The 15,796-nt window shown below is 67.6% G+C and carries 18 protein-coding genes; 5 read left to right on the top strand and 13 right to left on the bottom strand.

Going from position 1 to position 15,796, the window contains the following annotated elements; translation table 11 throughout:
* Window positions 1-114: 114 nt before the first annotated feature.
* The 6 genes from A5759_RS05570 to A5759_RS05545 all read right to left on the bottom strand — a co-directional run bounded on the left by A5759_RS05570 (window position 115) and on the right by A5759_RS05545 (window position 5,301).
* Window positions 115-375 (bottom strand): hypothetical protein, encoded by a 261-nt coding sequence (locus tag A5759_RS05570; RefSeq protein ID WP_064420206.1) that lies wholly within the window; start codon window positions 373-375, stop codon window positions 115-117.
* A 198-nt stretch (window positions 376-573) separates the two neighbouring features.
* Window positions 574-1,248: an isoprenylcysteine carboxylmethyltransferase family protein gene (locus A5759_RS05565; protein WP_064396664.1), complete on the bottom strand. Its 675-nt coding sequence runs from the start codon at window positions 1,246-1,248 to the stop codon at window positions 574-576.
* Between the two features lie 11 nt (window positions 1,249-1,259).
* The gene (locus tag A5759_RS05560) at window positions 1,260-2,876 is read right to left on the bottom strand and encodes an ABC transporter permease (protein WP_064396663.1); all 1,617 of its coding nucleotides are present in this window, start codon (window positions 2,874-2,876) and stop codon (window positions 1,260-1,262) included.
* Window positions 2,873-3,808 carry an ABC transporter ATP-binding protein gene (locus A5759_RS05555; protein WP_064396662.1) on the bottom strand — a complete coding sequence of 312 codons (936 nt, stop codon included), beginning with the start codon at window positions 3,806-3,808 and terminating at the stop codon, window positions 2,873-2,875. The genes A5759_RS05560 and A5759_RS05555 overlap by 4 nt, the downstream gene beginning before the upstream one ends.
* Window positions 3,771-4,469, bottom strand: coding sequence for a TetR/AcrR family transcriptional regulator (locus A5759_RS05550; RefSeq protein WP_064396660.1), 699 nt, complete (start codon window positions 4,467-4,469; stop codon window positions 3,771-3,773). Before A5759_RS05550 ends, A5759_RS05555 begins: the two co-directional genes overlap by 38 nt.
* A 172-nt stretch (window positions 4,470-4,641) precedes the next feature.
* On the bottom strand, window positions 4,642-5,301 hold the full coding sequence (locus tag A5759_RS05545; protein ID WP_064396721.1) for an O-methyltransferase: 660 nt from the start codon (window positions 5,299-5,301) through the stop codon (window positions 4,642-4,644).
* A gap of 176 nt (window positions 5,302-5,477) precedes the next feature.
* Here A5759_RS05545 and sigE point away from each other — a divergent pair, with 176 nt between their 5' ends.
* From sigE to tatB, 4 genes are all read left to right on the top strand, one after another.
* Window positions 5,478-6,260, top strand: coding sequence for an RNA polymerase sigma factor SigE (gene sigE, locus A5759_RS05540; protein ID WP_064396658.1), 783 nt, complete (start codon window positions 5,478-5,480; stop codon window positions 6,258-6,260).
* A gap of 76 nt (window positions 6,261-6,336) precedes the next feature.
* A complete protein-coding gene (rseA, locus tag A5759_RS05535; RefSeq protein ID WP_064396719.1) occupies window positions 6,337-6,732 on the top strand; it encodes an anti-sigma E factor RseA in 396 nt (131 codons plus the stop codon).
* Window positions 6,733-6,801: 69 nt separating this feature from the next.
* Window positions 6,802-8,286, top strand: coding sequence for a S1C family serine protease (locus A5759_RS05530; RefSeq protein WP_068194907.1), 1,485 nt, complete (start codon window positions 6,802-6,804; stop codon window positions 8,284-8,286).
* Window positions 8,287-8,289: 3 nt separating this feature from the next.
* On the top strand, window positions 8,290-8,694 hold the full coding sequence (tatB, locus tag A5759_RS05525; protein WP_064396655.1) for a Sec-independent protein translocase protein TatB: 405 nt from the start codon (window positions 8,290-8,292) through the stop codon (window positions 8,692-8,694).
* A 12-nt stretch (window positions 8,695-8,706) separates the two neighbouring features.
* Here tatB and A5759_RS05520 read toward each other — a convergent pair whose 3' ends face one another.
* The 5 genes from A5759_RS05520 to A5759_RS05500 all read right to left on the bottom strand — a co-directional run bounded on the left by A5759_RS05520 (window position 8,707) and on the right by A5759_RS05500 (window position 13,998).
* Window positions 8,707-9,330, bottom strand: coding sequence for a glycoside hydrolase (locus A5759_RS05520; RefSeq protein WP_094289142.1), 624 nt, complete (start codon window positions 9,328-9,330; stop codon window positions 8,707-8,709).
* Between the two features lie 75 nt (window positions 9,331-9,405).
* On the bottom strand, window positions 9,406-10,548 hold the full coding sequence (locus A5759_RS05515; RefSeq protein ID WP_066847623.1) for an Mrp/NBP35 family ATP-binding protein: 1,143 nt from the start codon (window positions 10,546-10,548) through the stop codon (window positions 9,406-9,408).
* Window positions 10,549-10,582: 34 nt separating this feature from the next.
* Window positions 10,583-11,971 (bottom strand): lytic transglycosylase domain-containing protein, encoded by a 1,389-nt coding sequence (locus A5759_RS05510; RefSeq protein WP_066847626.1) that lies wholly within the window; start codon window positions 11,969-11,971, stop codon window positions 10,583-10,585.
* A gap of 186 nt (window positions 11,972-12,157) precedes the next feature.
* Window positions 12,158-12,709 (bottom strand): DUF1003 domain-containing protein, encoded by a 552-nt coding sequence (locus tag A5759_RS05505; protein ID WP_064396651.1) that lies wholly within the window; start codon window positions 12,707-12,709, stop codon window positions 12,158-12,160.
* Entirely contained in the window at window positions 12,706-13,998 is a 1,293-nt protein-coding gene (locus A5759_RS05500; protein ID WP_064396649.1) for a magnesium transporter MgtE N-terminal domain-containing protein, read from the bottom strand. The genes A5759_RS05505 and A5759_RS05500 overlap by 4 nt, the downstream gene beginning before the upstream one ends.
* A gap of 25 nt (window positions 13,999-14,023) precedes the next feature.
* On the opposite strand from A5759_RS05500, the gene A5759_RS05495 reads away from it, so the two are divergent.
* Window positions 14,024-14,980 (top strand): CoA ester lyase, encoded by a 957-nt coding sequence (locus A5759_RS05495; protein WP_094289138.1) that lies wholly within the window; start codon window positions 14,024-14,026, stop codon window positions 14,978-14,980.
* 3 nt (window positions 14,981-14,983) lie between these two features.
* Here A5759_RS05495 and A5759_RS05490 read toward each other — a convergent pair whose 3' ends face one another.
* Together A5759_RS05490 and A5759_RS05485 are read right to left on the bottom strand one after the other, a co-directional pair.
* The gene (locus A5759_RS05490) at window positions 14,984-15,448 is read right to left on the bottom strand and encodes a DUF4190 domain-containing protein (RefSeq protein WP_082694006.1); all 465 of its coding nucleotides are present in this window, start codon (window positions 15,446-15,448) and stop codon (window positions 14,984-14,986) included.
* A 4-nt stretch (window positions 15,449-15,452) separates the two neighbouring features.
* Window positions 15,453-15,683, bottom strand: coding sequence for a DUF4190 domain-containing protein (locus tag A5759_RS05485; RefSeq protein WP_068194904.1), 231 nt, complete (start codon window positions 15,681-15,683; stop codon window positions 15,453-15,455).
* Window positions 15,684-15,796: the final 113 nt, after the last annotated feature.

Raw genomic sequence — 15,796 nt, 5'->3', positions numbered from 1 at the left:
ACCGACAACCCTGCACCGCAACAAAAATCAGCTCTGATCAGCACGAAAGCGCCCACGAAAACACGTGGAGCGCCACATATGTGCGAGTCTAGCTGATGCGGGGGACAAATCTCATCACCAGCTCATCTTCATCGGGATGTCGTCGATCAGGTCCACAACGCGCGACAGCATGGCCAGGTTCGGGATGGTGGAGCGGGCATCTCTCATGTGCTCGGAGCACGTCGACCCGTCACCGCCCAATCCGCGCAGGAACGGAAGCATCTTCTGGCCGACGCTGTCGAACATGATGGCCGTTCGTTCGATCGGTGTGAAATACCCCCACCAGAAGGCATCCCATACGCGGTGGACCTTGCTTTTCAGATCTCCGGTGATCACCAGTCAGTACTCATTGCGCGGACCGGAACCCAACTTTATAAATTGAGGCACTGACATTCCGTCACATCGCTGTCGTCGAGCGCTTCCCGCAGCTCAACGCGGGCTGCACAGCCAAGACGGCTCGACCGGCGCATCCCATCCGCGCTTCTCTGCGACTAAGAACTTCCGCCGGATGCGATGGCTCGACAAAGGTTCCCGTCACCACACTCCAGGTATCAGCCGATACCGAACCTGGTCGAGGTATGCGCTGTAACCGGCCAATTGCTGCCGCAGCATCTTCTCCTCGTCGTCGATGCGCGCGACGAGCAGCAGCAGGACGGGCAGGATGGCGGCCAGTCCCCAGTACGAGTCCAGCGCGAGCGGGGTACCGAGCAACATGGTCAGCGTGCCGGCGTACATCGGGTGTCGCACGACGCCGTACAGTCCGGTCGAGACCAGCGACTGACCCGACTCCACGGTGATCGTGGCTGCGGCATAATCGTTTTGGATGATGACGAGCTGAGAAAGCGTCAGACCCGTCCACACCAGCACATTGCCGAGCACCACCACCGCCGTCGGCACTGTCGACCATCCAAAGCGATGGTCCAGTGCGCTGACCACCAGCACGACGACCACCATCAAGACGATCCCCGCGATGAGGACCCTCTGTACCGGTCGGGTTTCTGCGAACGGGCCCGCCCTCATACGCCTGCGCAACGCGTCGGGACGCTTGATGACGAGATAGATGGTTGGTCCCATCGTGCCGACGATGAACACCGCGATGAAAACCCAAGCGTGCCAATAGTCGAACGTCCCGGCCGGCCAGAACAGCGCCGCGGCGAAGAACGCGAATCCGAACGCGGCCGACGCTAATACCTGCAGAGCGGTCTTCATGTCTGCTCCTTTCAGACCACGTCGCGGTGCCGGTACAGCGCACCGGCCACCCACGTCAGGGCGGCGGCGAGTACCGCCAGAAGGACGAGCGTGGCCACCGAATAGTCGATCGGCGCGGTCGTGCGTCCGATCGGAGAGAGGTCGATCAGCCACTGCGGCAACCGCAACAACGGGCCGAGGTACAGCGCGGTGACGACGAACGCTACCGCCAGCCAACCCAGCACGGGCCGCTGCATCGCGACGGCCACCGCCGCCACGGACGCCATCACCCCCAGTGCGGGAACGAAGGCCAGGCCGGCGAGCGTCAGGCGCAGCACCGTGTTTGGTTCGCCGACCGTGAGTCCCGCGCCCAACCCGTTGCCGAGTCCGGCGGCGAACATCAGCACCACCGAACCGAGCACCGCCGATACGACGGCCGTCGTCAGCCAGCGCCATCGCGACACCGCTCCGGCCAGCACGGCTTCCCCCAGGCCGTTGCCCTCGTCGGTGTGAACCCGCAGCGCGGCGGCGACGACGTACGCGCTCGCCGCGGCCGCGAGGAACTGGGTCATCGTGGTGTACACGCCGTCGGTGCCCTGCTGGGCCATCATCAGCCGGATCACGTCGTTGGTCTCGGCCGCGTCGAGCAGGGATTTGGTCATCGACCCGAATGCCAGGCCGCCGAGGAACAATCCGATGGTCCAGCCGACGGTCTGACCTCGCTGCAGCGTCAGGTGCAGACCCAGCACACCCCTGATGGGGCGGGCGTCGGGATGCTCACCGGTGGACGGAATGACACCGGCGTCGTACTGGCGCCTGCCCTCCAGCGCCGCAGCCAGTGCGATGAGGGCGACGGTGAGCGCGATCAGCAGCGCCAACGGCCACCACCGCAGATCGACGAACGCGCGCATCTGTTGGGCCCACGCGATCGGGGAGAACCAACTCAGCGCACTGCCGGAATTGTCGATCACATCGCCGATTCCACGGACCACCGCAGCGACCGCCAGCACGGCCATGGCCGCGCCGGACGCCGTACGCGACTGGCGCCACAACTGCGCGGTCACCGCGGCCACGGAGCCGAAAAGCATGGCCACCCCGGTCACGCCGAGACACATCGCCGCAGTGTCGATGAGCGAGAAGCCGCTCGCGGCCATCGCCAGCGTCATCGTCACGGTGAGCATCACGTTGACCACGCCGACCAGGATCAGTGCCGCTGCGGTTCGCGCATAGCGGCCCACGACCGATGACAGCACCAACTCGGCTGCGCCGCTTTCCTCTTCGGCCCGGGTATGGCGAATCACCGTGAGGATCGCGAGAATCGACGTGGCGACGATCAGCGTCAGCATCATCTCGTTCGCGATCATCGCGCCGAGGTCGGTCTCGTTGCGCCCGAACATGGGTCCGCCCATCATCATTCCCGCGGGCGTCCTCAGCAGATCCACGCGCGTGAGCCGCTGCGCCTCTTCGGGATAGGCCAGCTCCATCGCGGCGGGCGCATAGGCCATCAGCATCGTCAGGACGGCGACCCAGACGCTGAGCCGGAGCCGGTCCCGGCGCAGAGCCAGGCGCAGCAGGTCTGCGGTGCCCGTCCAGGCGTTCGAACGGCCATGCCGTTGCGTGCGCGGCGCGGACACCGTCATCGTCGTCATCGCGCGACCCCCCGATACTCGCGCAGGAACATGTCTTCCAGAGACGCCGGTGTGACGGTCAGGTCGAGGATCCCGAGCTCGGTCAGAATGCCCATCGCGCGGTCAAGATCGTTGCGGTCGACCGAGAAGACGTAGTGCCCGTCGGTGACCGCGAAGTCGTGGACGAACGGCTCGCCCCGAAGGCGCTGGCCGTCGTTGCGGGTGCGTGCGGTCACGGTCGTGCGCATCAGGTGCCGCAGCTCCGCGAGGGTGCCGGCGCGCACGGTGCGACCGGCGCGGATGATCGTGACGCTGTCACACAGCTTTTCGACCTCGGCCAGGATGTGGCTCGACAACAGCACCGCAGCGCCGCGCTGGACGACTTCACCCACGCACTCCTGAAAAGCCTTCTCCATCAACGGATCCAGGCCAGACGTCGGCTCATCGAGGATGTAGAGCTCGGCGGCGGTGGAAAACGCGGCGATGATGGCGACCTTCTGCCGGTTGCCCTTGGAGTAGGTACGGGCCTTCTTGTGCGGGTCGAGTTCGAAGCGCTCGATCAGCTGATCCCGCCGGGCCGTGTCCACGCCGTTGCCGCGCAGCCGGGCCAGGAAGTCGATCGCCTGCAGCCCGGTTAAGTTGGGCCACAACGTCACATCGCCCGGCACATAGGCGATCCGGCGGTGCAGTGCCACCGCATCATGCCAGGGATCGCCGCCGAGCAGCCGCACCGTGCCGCTGTCCGCCCGCAACAGGCCGAGCAACACGCGGATTGTGGTCGACTTGCCCGCGCCGTTCGGGCCGAGAAAGCCGGTGATCTGTCCCGGCGCCACCGTCAAATCCAGTCCGTCGAGCGCCTTGGTCCGTCCGAAAGCCTTTGTCAGTCCGCGAACTTCGACGGCAGGTCCGTTGAAGTCAGCCTGCCGCCGATGGTGCGCTGTCTGAGCCGTCATCGCGATCTCCTTCTTCCCCGGTGGTGAACGGGATGCCTTTCTCGCGCTGGGCGAGGAACGCGTCGTACATGGTCGAGTCGGCCATCAGCCCTTCGGTGTAGAGCTCGAGGGCGGGCAACACCATGTCCTCGCTGTAATCACGCAACACGGCCCGCAGATCGGTGGGATTGTCGTGCAGCTGCAGATACAGCAAGAAGCCGCCTCCGCCGATCATCCCGAGGTACCGGGCCCTTGCGCGGGGGTCACGGCTCGGCTTGAGTACACCCGATCGAACGCCTTCGTCGGTGTACTGCTCGACCTGGTCGATCATGCGACGCCAGAACGACTTCGCCAGCTCGCTGCCGGACTGCATGCTGCGAACCAGGTACGCCATCAACGGCGCATAGGACTCGATCTCGGCCATCTGGGCGAGCCAGGTCGCCGGATCGCTGGTTTGCATCGACTCGGTCTTGGCTTGGCGGATCTCGTCGGCGATGAAGTCGTCGCACGCCTTGCGCAGTCCGTCCTTGGAGCCGAAGTGGTGAATGACCAGCGCGGCCGACACCCCCGCCGCCTCGGCGATGGTTCGGAGGCCGACGTTGAACCCGTGCTGGCCCCACTGGTCGATCGCGGCATCGCGAATCCGGGCGACGGCCGTGAGATCGTTCGAAGCTGAACGCACGTTCAGTAGACTAAACGCACGTTCAGTCGGTGGTCAAGATGCATGAAAGAGCACGCCGAGATCTGCATGAGGGTCGCGATCGCGCGGCGAGCGCGACCACTGTGCAGAACTCGGCGACCGCAGAACTCGGCGACCGCAGAACTCGGCGACCCGAGGGAACAGCGGAGAGATTTCAGTCGCGCGCGGCGGCGAGCAGGCCGTCGCCCAGCGGGATCAACACCGGGGTGAGCCGGTCGTCCTCGGCGATCAGCCGGGTGGCCTCGCGCACGGCCGCCACCTCGGCGTCGTTGGCGGTGGCGTCGCCGGCCCGGCCCCCGAGCGCCGCGCGGTGCAGCACGATCGCCCCGCCCGGGCGCAGCAACCGGACGGCTTCGGCGACGAACTGCGGCTGATCCAGCGGATCGGCGTCGACGAACACCAGGTCGTACGACTCGTCGGCGAGGCGGGTCAGCACTTCTTGGGCGCGCCCGCTGATCAGACGGCTGCGCCCGGGTCCGATCCCGGCCTCGGTGAACGCCTGCTTGGCGATGCGCTGATGCTCGGGTTCGACGTCGATCGTGGTCAGTACGCCGTCTTCGCGCATACCCGACAGCAGCCACAGTCCGCTGACCCCGGCGCCGGTCCCGACCTCCACGACGGCCTTGGCGGAGGTCAGCTTGGCGAACACGCACAGCAGCGCGCCGACCGCGGGGGTGACGGCGCCTGCGCCGATGTCGAGGGCGCGTTCGCGCGCCGCGGCGACGATGGCGTCCTCGGAGATCGACTGCTCGGCGTGCGAGACGATGGAGTCGGCACGGCTGTGCGGTCCGATGACGTCGTCGGTGCCGGCCATGCCCGCAGCGTAGCCAACCGGTGCGGGCCAGCATCGCGACACGCCCGTTCGCGACGACCCGATCATGCGAATTTTCAGCGGGTTCGCGCAGGTCAAAAATGGGTAGGAAAGCTTTCTCAGGAAATGTTCAGTTTGCTCATATGCCAGGCACGGAACGGTCGGAGACGGTATGTCCCATGGAAAACGGCGGACGCTGGCATCCAGGGGACCAACCAGGGAATACCTATGCGGATCTCCGCGTTGCGGGCAGTAACGAACCGCCGCACCGTGATGGCGGCTGTGACCAGGAGGATCTGACGACCACCATCAAGATGGCGCCGACTTCGATGTCCCACCTCGAACAGTTCGCGGATGGGGAATGGGTCGAGCCTTCCGACGAAATGACCGGCACCGCGGTGTTCGACGCCACGGGCGACAAATCGACCATGCCCTCATGGGACGAGCTGGTACGCCAGCACGCCGACCGGGTGTACCGGCTGGCCTACCGTCTGTCGGGTAATCAGCACGACGCCGAGGACCTCACCCAGGAGACGTTCATCCGGGTGTTCCGCTCGCTGCAGAACTATCAGCCCGGCACGTTCGAGGGCTGGCTGCACCGCATCACCACCAACTTGTTCCTCGACATGGTGCGTAGACGCGGCCGCATCCGTATGGAGGCGCTTCCCGAGGACTACGACCGCGTTCCGGCCGACGATCCCAACCCCGAGCAGATCTACCACGACTCGCGGCTCGGTCCTGACCTGCAAGCCGCGCTGGATTCGTTGCCGCCGGAGTTTCGCGCCGCCGTGGTGCTGTGCGACATCGAGGGACTGTCCTACGAGGAGATCGGCGCGACGCTCGACGTCAAGTTGGGCACCGTGCGCAGCCGCATCCACCGCGGGCGGCAGGCGCTCCGCGACTACCTGGCCAACCACGGCGAGACCGGGGTTGGCAACGGCGACGCGGCCAAAACGGCCTGACGTTCGCGGGCATCCGCACAGCGCGCCGCGCTACATTCGAATGGACGCCGTGACACGCAGCGAGAGGAGCGGGGCGATGGTCGACCCGGGACACGTGTTCCGCCGGGCCTTCTCGTGGTTGCCCTCTCAGTTCGCCTCCCAGAGCGACGCGCCCGTCGGGCCGCGAGAGTTCGGCTCCACTGAGCACCTCTCGACCGAGGCCGTCGCCGCCTTCGTCGACGGTGAACTGAGGCTGACCCCGCATCTGCGCGCCGCCCACCACTTATCGCTGTGCCCGCAGTGCGCCGCCGAGGTCGAGGCCCAGCGCCAAGCGCGCGCGGCGTTGCGGGAGTGCCGGCCGGTCGCCATGCCGAGCTCGCTGCTGGGCCTGTTGTCCGAGATCCCGCACCATGCTCCACCGGAGCCGCCCGTCGAGACGCAGCAGTCCCAGTTTGCTGACAGCACACAGCGTTCTCGGCGCAAGCGCCGGTAGGGTAAGTGCGAAGACCAGCAGCGATCCGCGCCGGCATTCGCAGGCGCTTTCACAGAGGGTGATGACCGGGTGACCAATCTCGACCAGACCGGGCGTGAACGCCTGGAACCGCGCCCTGTCTCGCGGCCGCCCGTCGATCCGGCGGCGCAGCGCGCATTCGGCAGGCCCGACGGTGTCGAGGGTTCGTTCGTGGGCCTCGACAAATATCGCGACCAAGGCGAGTTCACGCCGACCAACCAGCCGCCCGACCCGGTGCTGGCCGAGGCGTTCGGCAAGCCCCATCCCGGCGGCGACTCGCTGCAGCGCCATCCCGCCGACGCGGGCGCGCTCGAAGCCGAGCGGGATCAGGACACCGACTTGGCAGCCGACCCGTGGCGGGATCCGTCGGCGCCAGCCGCTCTTGGCGCCCCCGCCGTCCACGAGCCGCCGCGACCCCCGGCGAATGTCCCCACGGGCAAGTTGGGCGTGCGAGACGTGCTGTTCGGCGGCCGGGTGTCCTACGTCGCGCTGGCGATGTTGGCCATCATCGCGTTGGTGATCGGCTTCGCAGGCGGCTGGGTCGGCCGCAAGACCGCCGAGGTGGTCGAGGCGTTCACCACGTCGAAGGTCACGCTCGACACCACCGACAGCGGTCCGCCGCCCGAAGGTCATATCGCCAAAGTCGCTGCCGCCGTAGCTGATTCGGTGGTCACGGTGGAGGCGACCAGCGATCAGGAAGGTTCGCAGGGCTCCGGCGTCGTCATCGACGGACGCGGGTACATCGTCACCAACAACCACGTCATCTCCGAGGCCGCCAACAACCCGAGCAAGTACAAGATGAAGATCGTCTTCAACGACGGCAAAGAGGTGCCCGCCAACCTCGTTGGCCGCGACCCCAAGACCGACCTGGCCGTGCTGAAGGTCGACAACGTCGACAACCTGACCGTGGCGCAGATGGGCGACTCGGACAAGCTACGCGTGGGCGACGAGGTGATCGCCGCGGGCGCCCCGCTGGGTCTGCGCAGCACCGTCACGGCCGGAATCATCAGCGCGCTGCACCGCCCAGTGCCGCTGTCGGGCGACGGTTCCGACACCGACACCGTCATCGACGGTCTGCAGACCGATGCGCCGATCAACCACGGCAACTCCGGCGGCCCCCTGATCGACATGAACGGCAACGTGATCGGCATCAACACCGCCGGTAAGTCGCTGTCGGACAGCGCCAGCGGGCTAGGGTTCGCGATCCCGATCAACGAGGTCAAGACGGTCGTCGACTCGCTCATCCGCGAGGGCAAGATCGCCCACCCGACGCTGGGCCTGACCGCCCGCTCGGTCAGCAACGACATCGCCTCCGGCGCCCAGGTGGCCAACGTGAAGGCCGGCAGCCCCGCGGAAAAGGCGGGAATCCTGGAGAACGACGTCGTGGTCAAGGTCGGGGACCGCACCGTGGCCGACGCCGACGAGTTCGTCGTCGCCGTGCGTCAGCTCAAGATCGGCCAGGACGCACCGATCGAGGTGATGCGCGACGGCCGGCGGGTCACGCTGACCGTCAACCCGGGTCCCGACACCAAATAGCCGATGTTCGCCAATATCGGCTGGGGCGAGATGCTGATCCTGGTGATCGCCGGTCTGGTGATCCTGGGACCCGAGCGGCTACCCGGCGCAATCCGGTGGACGACGGGCGCGCTGCGGCAGGCCCGCGACTACATCAGCGGCGCCACCAGTCAACTGCGGGAAGACCTCGGACCGGAGTTCGACGACCTGCGCGAGCCGCTCAGCGAGCTCAACAAGTTGCGCGGTATGACGCCGCGCGCCGCGCTCACCAAACATCTGCTCGACGGCGACGACTCGATCTTCACCGGCAACTTCGACCGCAAGCAGGCCGATAAGCCGATCTCCTCGACGGAGCCGCCTGCGCAGACGGCTCCGCCCGCAGCACCGCAAGCGCCCGCGACGACACCGTTCGACACCGACGCCACATAAAGCGGCGAGAGCTCAGATGAAATAGTCCTCGTCGCCGGTCGGGTATCCGCCGCCGTTGGTGGCGATGTGGACATGGTCGAAGTGGTTAGCGGTTTCGTTGCCGTAGTCGGCCGTCCAACTGGGTGCCCCGACGCCCGGGTAGAAGCCCTGCCGCCAGATCACATGGATCACACCCCAGCGCTCCGCGTTCGCCAACGCGATCCCGGCGATCTGGTTACCGAGCGCGATGCCCGCTTCGCTGCCGTGGTTCGGGATCATCACGTCGATCGCCAGGCCGTTCGGGTGCCACCGCAGCGGGTCTTGGCGGTATCCGCCGATCGTCTTGACTTCGGGGAACAACACGCTGATCGCGCGGGCCACCCGAATCGTGTTGACCTGCAACCCGTTTTCGGGCGTGATACCGGCGGGCAACGCGAACGGGGTCGCTGCCGTGGCGACGGGCGCGCTGGCCGCGAGCAACTCCGCTTCGGTGGGTGTGTTGACCCTGGGGGCGGCCGCAGGCGCATCCTGATGCCCGGCCGCGGGCGGGGCGGAATGCTGTGCCGCGGGTTCGGCGGTCTGAGCGTAGAACAGGGCGACGGACAGCGTGATGGACGCAACGAGCGCCAGCAACTTGCCGCGCCCGTTGGCTAACATCGCCCTACCCACGAACAGCACTGTAACGCCTTGTCGGACAGGGTGTGACGGAGTTCGGGCTCGGACACGCGACCGTTATCGACCGGCCGGGTCCAAACCCAGCGACATGCCCGCCAGTCCGCGTTTGCGGCTCGACAGGGCATCGGCGACGCTGCGCAACTCCTTACCGGCCGCCGAGTCCGGTGCGGAGAGCACCAGCGGGACGCCGGAGTCACCTGCCGTCACCAGTTCGGGGTCCAGCGGCACCTGGCCCAGCAACGGCACGTCGGCGCCGATCGCGCGCGACAACCGCTCAGCGACCTGTTTGCCGCCGCCTTCGCCGAAGATCTGCATGGTGGTGCCGTCGGGCAACGTCAGCCCGGCCATGTTCTCCACCACGCCGACGATGCGCTGACGGGTCTGCAGCGCGATCGCTCCTGCCCGCTCGGCCACCTCGGCGGCGGCCAGTTGGGGCGTCGTGACCACCAGGATCTCCGCGCCCGGAATCAGCTGGGCCACCGAGATCGCGACGTCGCCGGTGCCCGGCGGCAGGTCGAGCAGCAGCACGTCGAGGTCACCCCAGTAGACGTCGGCGAGGAACTGCTGCAGCGCACGGTGCAGCATCGGGCCGCGCCAGACCACCGGGGTGTTGCCCTGGGTGAACATCGCGATGGAGATGACCCGGACGTCGTGGGCGACCGGCGGAACGATCATCGACTCGACCTGGGTGGGCCGGTCCGTGATGCCCATCATGCGGGGAACGGAGTGCCCGTAGATGTCGGCGTCGAGCACTCCGACCGACACGCCACGCGCGGCCATGGCCGCGGCGAGGTTCACCGTGACGCTGGACTTGCCGACGCCACCCTTACCGGAGGCCACCGCGTAGACGCGGGTCAGCGAACCGGGCTGGGCGAACGGGATGACGGGCTCGCGCGAATCACCACGCAGTTGTTTGCGCAGTTCGGTGCGTTGTTCGTCGTTCATCACGTCGAGGGTGACCCGCACGGCACCGGTTCCCGGGACGTCGGCGACGGCCCGGCTGACCTGTTCGGAGATCTCGGTCTTCTTCGGGCACGCGGCGGTGGTCAGGTAGATCTCCACATGGACCGCCCCGTCACGTTCGACGGTGACGTTCTTGACCATGCCGAGCTCGGTGATCGGCCGCCGCAGCTCGGGGTCGATCACCTTGGCCAGCGCGCGACGGATCGCGGTTTCCAGGTCAGCGGGTGAATGAGACATCACCGTCGAGTCTAGGCCGACTCGACGGCGGCGCTTAACCGACGGGTCCCGGCGCCGGACCCGGCTGGGCCGCCGGGCCAGGGGCGGGTGCCGCCGGACCGGGTGCGGATGCTTGAGCCGGGCCTGGCGCGGGTGCCCCGACGGGAGCCGGACCGGGTGCGCCGACGGGAGCCGGTGCGCCGATCGGCGCGGGCCCAGGCTGCGGAGCACCCAGTGGTGCGGGCGGCCCCAACGGCGCCGGTGCGGGCGGAAGCATCGGGTTGGCTATCGGTGGCCCACCGAGTGCCGGCTGCAGCGGTGGCGCCGGGTTGTCCTCGATGCAGAACACCGCGCACTCGGGCCGTTGTGGCTGCATCCACGGCGGTGTCCACGGCGGCGGTTGCGCGGGGGCCTGTGGCGTCGCCGGTGCTTGCGGTGCCGGCCCTGGCAGGGGACCGAGCCGCTGACCAGGAACGAAGCCCGGCATATTGCCCATCCGGCTGGCTACCGAGTCGCGCTCGAGCAACGGCATCAACGCCAACGGATCGCCTTCTGGCAGTCCCAGAGCGTTGAGGGGCAGACCCGGCCCGAGGCCCTGGTACTCCTTCAGATCGGTGAGGTGCACGTTGGCGGGGGTGTCTTCCAACGTCGGGACCGATCCGGTGATCGGAGGCAGATCCATCGGCACGACGCCCGTCGCGTACGCCGCGGCCCAGCCCAGCACATTGCGCGCGTAGGCCACCGAGTTGTTGTAACGCAGGATCGCCGACATGACGTGGTTCGGGTCTCGCAGGTTCAGGTTGCCGCTGCACAGATAGCGGGCGGCGGCCAGTGACGAGTCGAACAGGTTCTGCACTTCGGCCTTGCCGTCGCCGTCGCCGTCGGAGGCGTACCGCGACCAGGTGCCCGGCAGGAACTGCATCGGTCCCATTGCGCGGGCGTAGGTGACGCGGTCGGCCACGCGGCTCTGCACGATGATCTCGTTGCCGGGCAGAGTGCCGTCGAGCGTGGGCCCGAAGATGGGGCGGATGGCCGTGCCACGGGCGTCGGTCGCGCCTCCGTTGGCGTGCATCGACTCGATGCGCCCGATACCGGCCAACAGGTTCCAGCTCAGGCCGCAGCCGGGGTAAGCGGACGCCATGATGCGCTCGGCGTTCCGGTACGCCGACAAGGCCATACCGGGAATACCCAGTGCGCCAGGCGAATTCACCACTGCGGCGGGCGGGGGAGCCGACACCGTCGAGGCGGCGATGTGGAAGGCCATCGGTTCCTTGGCGACGGCGACCACCGATGCGCCCGACCGGGCGCCCGGAGACGGTTCGACAGCGGCCAGTGGCGTCACCGCGGCATCCGAGGTCGGGGTCTGCGGGGACGGCGCCGAGGCGCCGACGCTGCCGGCCAGGATGATCGGGGTGATGATGGCCACGCCGAGGCCGGCGCGCATGCGGTTGGCGGATGCCAGCTTCTGCACGTGAGGGCCCGGGATTCGCCGCAGACGCCCCGTTTGGCGCCGCACGGCCTTGAGGGCGGCGGCTCCTCCCCTTATGTGCACTCAACCGTCCTATGTTTGCGATCGCTTGTGAACCAAGTCACCATACCTACTAGATAACCGCCGCGTTACAGCAATTCGTTAGCCACCTGCACTCGACTTTTTCGGCCGGCGCTCACCCGGGTCGCTCCGGCCAGCTTCGTCGTCGTCCGATCCGCCAGCCGGGTGCTGCAGGGAGGCCAGCATCTCGCGCATCTCGTCGAGTTCTCTGCGCAGGTAGTCGCGGGTGACCACCTCGCCGATCGCCAACCGCAGCGCGGCCAGTTCGCGGGCCAGGTATTCGGTGTCGGCCTTGGTCTGCAGGGCGCGGCGACGGTCTTCGTCCAGTGACACGCGGTCGCGGTTTTCCTGACGGTTCTGCGCCAGCAGGATCAGCGGTGCCGCGTAGGCCGCCTGGGTGGAGAACGCCAGGTTGAGCAGGATGAACGGATACGGGTCCCAGCGCAGCCCGACCGCGAACAGGTTCAACGTGATCCAGACGATCACGAGGATGGTCTGCCAGGCCAAGTAGCGCCCGGTGCCCAGGAACCGGGCGATGTTCTCGCTGACGTTCCCGACCGCCTCGGGATCGACGTTGAACGAGAACCGCCGCCGCGTGGCCAGCGGCGTATCGAGCCGGCTGCGGTCGCTCATGAGGTGCCTTCGGCGCCGGTGAGCTCGGGTTCGGTGGTCTCGCGCCAGTCGTGGGGCAGCAGATGGTCGAGCACGTCGTCGACCGACACGGCGCCCAGCAGGTGGCTCTCCTCGTCGACGACCGGCCCACACAACAGGTTGTAGGCGGCGAAGTAGCGCGTCACCGCGCCCAGCGAGTCGTCGGGGGACAGGTTGGGCAGATCGGTGTCCACGATGCCGCTGACCAGATCGGCAGGCGGCTCGCGCAGCAGGCGCTGCAGGTGCACACAACCCAGGTAGTGACCGGTGGGCGTGGCGGTCGGGGGGCGGGTGACGAACACCAACGAGGCCAACGCCGGGGTGAGGTCCGGGTCGCGGACCCGCGCGAGTGCTTCGGCGACGGTGGTGTCCGGGGCCAGCACGACGGGCTCGGATGTCATCAACCCGCCCGCGGTGTCGGGAGAGTGCGCCAGCAGGCGACGGACATCCTCGGAATCCTCGGGGTCCATGCGACGAAGGAACTGCTCGGCGTCGGTCGGCGTCATCGACCCGAGCAGGTCGGCGGCGTCGTCGGGGTCCATCGCCTCGAGGACGTCGGTGGCGCGGTCGGCCGGCAGCCTCCTGAGCACGTCGAGTTGGTCGTCTTCGGGCAACTCCTGCAGCACGTCGGCCAGCCGCTCGTCGTCGAAGGCGTTGACCAGTTCGTAGCGCCGCTTGGCAGGCAGCTCCCGGATCGCCTCGGCCACCTCGACGGCGCGCTGCCCCTCGAACTGGTCGAGTAGTTGCGCGACGCCCTGGCCGGGCATCGCCAGACCCGACGGTGTCAGGCCCTGAACGTCCTGCCAGTCCACCACGTGCACATTGGCGCGCCTGCCCAAGCGCCGGTGTGGGCGGACTGCGACCTTGGTGACCATCCAGTCGCGGGTGCGCGTCTGCTCGATGCCGAGATCGACGACGATCACATCGACGTTGGCCAGCTGCGGCAGGTCCGGATCGTCGACTCGGACGCGGGTTTCGATCACCTGCCCGAGCACGAGCACCTCACCGGGACGCTGGGCGAACCGGCGCAACGACACACTGCCGGTGGCAAGCGTCACCGCGCCGGGATCGATGGACGTCACCCGCAGAATCGGTACGAAAATCCTTCGCCGCGTGAGCATCTCGACAACCAAGCCGAGTACGCGGGGTTGCTGGCGCACCAGGCTGATGCTGACCACCACATCACGGACACGGCCGATGGATTCGCCGTCGGGGCCCAAGACCACCATCCCCGCGAGACGAGCCGCATAGACCCTGTTGACCGCCGCCATGCATCAAAGGGTAGAGAGTGTGGTTGTGGAAAACCGGTATCGACCCCGCCGAACGGTCCTTTCCGTTCCCGGGAGCAGCGCGAAAATGGTCGAGAAGGCGAAAACCCTGACCGCTGACGAGGTGTTCCTCGATCTCGAGGACGCCGTCGCGCCCGAGGCCAAAGCCGAGGCTCGTACCCGGGTGGCGACCGCTCTGGCGGAGCCGGGGTGGGCCGGTCAGCTGCGCGGTGTGCGGATCAACGACTGGACGACGCCGTGGACCTACGCCGACATCATCGAGGTGGTGGCGACCGCCGGTGCCGCACTCGACATCGTGGTCCTGCCCAAGGTCAGCGACGCCTCCCACATCCAGGCGCTGCACTTGTTGCTGAGCCAACTCGAGGCCACCCACGACCTCCCGGTCGGCCGCATCGGTATCGAGGCGCAGATCGAGAATGCGCAGGGCCTCACCAACATTGACGCGATCGCGGCCGCACCCCGGGTGCAGGCGCTGGTGCTGGGACCCGCCGACATGGCGGCCAGCTTGAACATGCGCACGCTCGAGGTCGGCGAGCAGCCGGAGGGCTACGACGTCGGCGATGCGCACCATCACGTGCTGATGCGCATTCTCGTGGCGGCGCGGACGCACGGCGTGCTCGCGATCGACGGTCCCTATCTGAAGATTCGCGACGTCGACGGCTTCCGCCGCGTCGCCGGCCGTTCCGCGGCGCTCGGATACGACGGCAAATGGGTGCTGCACCCCGACCAGATCGTCGCGGGCAACGAAATTTTCAGTCCCCGGCAGAAGGATTACGACCACGCCGAACTGATTCTCGAGGCCTACGAGTGGCACACCTCGCGCGCAGGCGGGGCAAGGGGCGCGGCCATGTTGGGCGACGAGATGATCGACGAGGCGAGTCGGAAGATGGCCCTGGTGATCGCCGGAAAGGGCCGCGCCGCAGGCATGCAGCGCCAAGGCGAGCCATTCCGTCCGCCGCAGTGACGCTCAGGCCCACAACCCTCCGGTGGCGAGCAGGCTCAGGTAAAGCAGTATGTAGACGACGAAGCCTGCGACCGCCAGCCCGCCGATGATCGTGCCCGCCAACGCAATTCCGAATCCGTCCTGTCCGGTGCGTTTGGTTTCGCGCATCGCCATGACACCGAGGATCACCCCGACGATGCACGTCACGCCGCAGCAGAACACCCCGACGAGCGAGCACACCAACGCGCCGATCGCCATCCCGTTCGTGCCCGCAGGACGGATCGGCCGGTAGGGGTCGTATCCGTAACTGCCGAGCGGGTAGTAGCCCTGATAAGGGTTAGGAGGAGAAGCCGGATAGGGCGGCGGATAACCCGGTGAGGGCGGCGTATCGAGCGGCGGCGGCAGCCCCGCATCGGTGGGGTAATCCACCGGTGCGAACGGATCGGGCCTGCCGGTGTTCCCGACCCCGTCCTGGTCGCCGCCGCTCACTGGGTCAGGTGCTCAGCATGGCGATGCCGAAGACGATGTTGAGCAGCAGCGTCGCCGCGCCGACGGCAATGCCGGCGATCGCCAATCCGCGGCCGCCCTCGCCTGAGTTCTTGACCTGGTTCAGCGCCACGATGCCCAGCACGATGCCGATCAGCGAGCCGACACCACAGAGGACGCCGATCGCCGAGGCCACCAGCGAGCCGATCGCCAGACCGTTGGTCTTGTCCTGCGGCATGCCGTAACCGTCGGCATACCCGGGTGCGCCGTATCCCGCGTACGAGGGCGGAGCGCCGTAAGGGGAGGGCGCGCCATAGGGCGGCGGCGGTGGATCTGTCTCTTATACACATC

It is taken from the genome of Mycobacterium sp. 852014-52144_SCH5372336, assembly GCF_001665615.1.
In the GTDB taxonomy this organism is placed as follows: domain Bacteria; phylum Actinomycetota; class Actinomycetes; order Mycobacteriales; family Mycobacteriaceae; genus Mycobacterium; species Mycobacterium neumannii_A.
Note: the sequence above shows the minus strand (reverse complement) of the source record. Positions and strands in the feature narration are given on the sequence as shown.

Excerpts from the sequence above, each read along its gene's own strand:
- A5759_RS05565 (WP_064396664.1), bottom strand. The coding sequence starts at position 1,248 with ATGAAGACCGCTCTGCAGGTATTAGCGTCGGCCGCGTTCGGATTCGCG.
- A5759_RS05560 (WP_064396663.1), bottom strand. The coding sequence starts at position 2,876 with ATGACGACGATGACGGTGTCCGCGCCGCGCACGCAACGGCATGGCCGT.
- A5759_RS05555 (WP_064396662.1), bottom strand. The coding sequence starts at position 3,808 with ATGACGGCTCAGACAGCGCACCATCGGCGGCAGGCTGACTTCAACGGA.
- A5759_RS05545 (WP_064396721.1), bottom strand. The coding sequence starts at position 5,301 with ATGGCCGGCACCGACGACGTCATCGGACCGCACAGCCGTGCCGACTCC.
- sigE (WP_064396658.1), top strand. The coding sequence starts at position 5,478 with ATGGAAAACGGCGGACGCTGGCATCCAGGGGACCAACCAGGGAATACC.
- rseA (WP_064396719.1), top strand. The coding sequence starts at position 6,337 with ATGGTCGACCCGGGACACGTGTTCCGCCGGGCCTTCTCGTGGTTGCCC.
- tatB (WP_064396655.1), top strand. The coding sequence starts at position 8,290 with ATGTTCGCCAATATCGGCTGGGGCGAGATGCTGATCCTGGTGATCGCC.
- A5759_RS05520 (WP_094289142.1), bottom strand. The coding sequence starts at position 9,330 with ATGTTAGCCAACGGGCGCGGCAAGTTGCTGGCGCTCGTTGCGTCCATC.
- A5759_RS05515 (WP_066847623.1), bottom strand. The coding sequence starts at position 10,548 with ATGTCTCATTCACCCGCTGACCTGGAAACCGCGATCCGTCGCGCGCTG.
- A5759_RS05510 (WP_066847626.1), bottom strand. The coding sequence starts at position 11,971 with ATGCGCGCCGGCCTCGGCGTGGCCATCATCACCCCGATCATCCTGGCC.
- A5759_RS05505 (WP_064396651.1), bottom strand. The coding sequence starts at position 12,709 with ATGAGCGACCGCAGCCGGCTCGATACGCCGCTGGCCACGCGGCGGCGG.
- A5759_RS05500 (WP_064396649.1), bottom strand. The coding sequence starts at position 13,998 with ATGGCGGCGGTCAACAGGGTCTATGCGGCTCGTCTCGCGGGGATGGTG.
- A5759_RS05485 (WP_068194904.1), bottom strand. The coding sequence starts at position 15,683 with ATGCCGCAGGACAAGACCAACGGTCTGGCGATCGGCTCGCTGGTGGCC.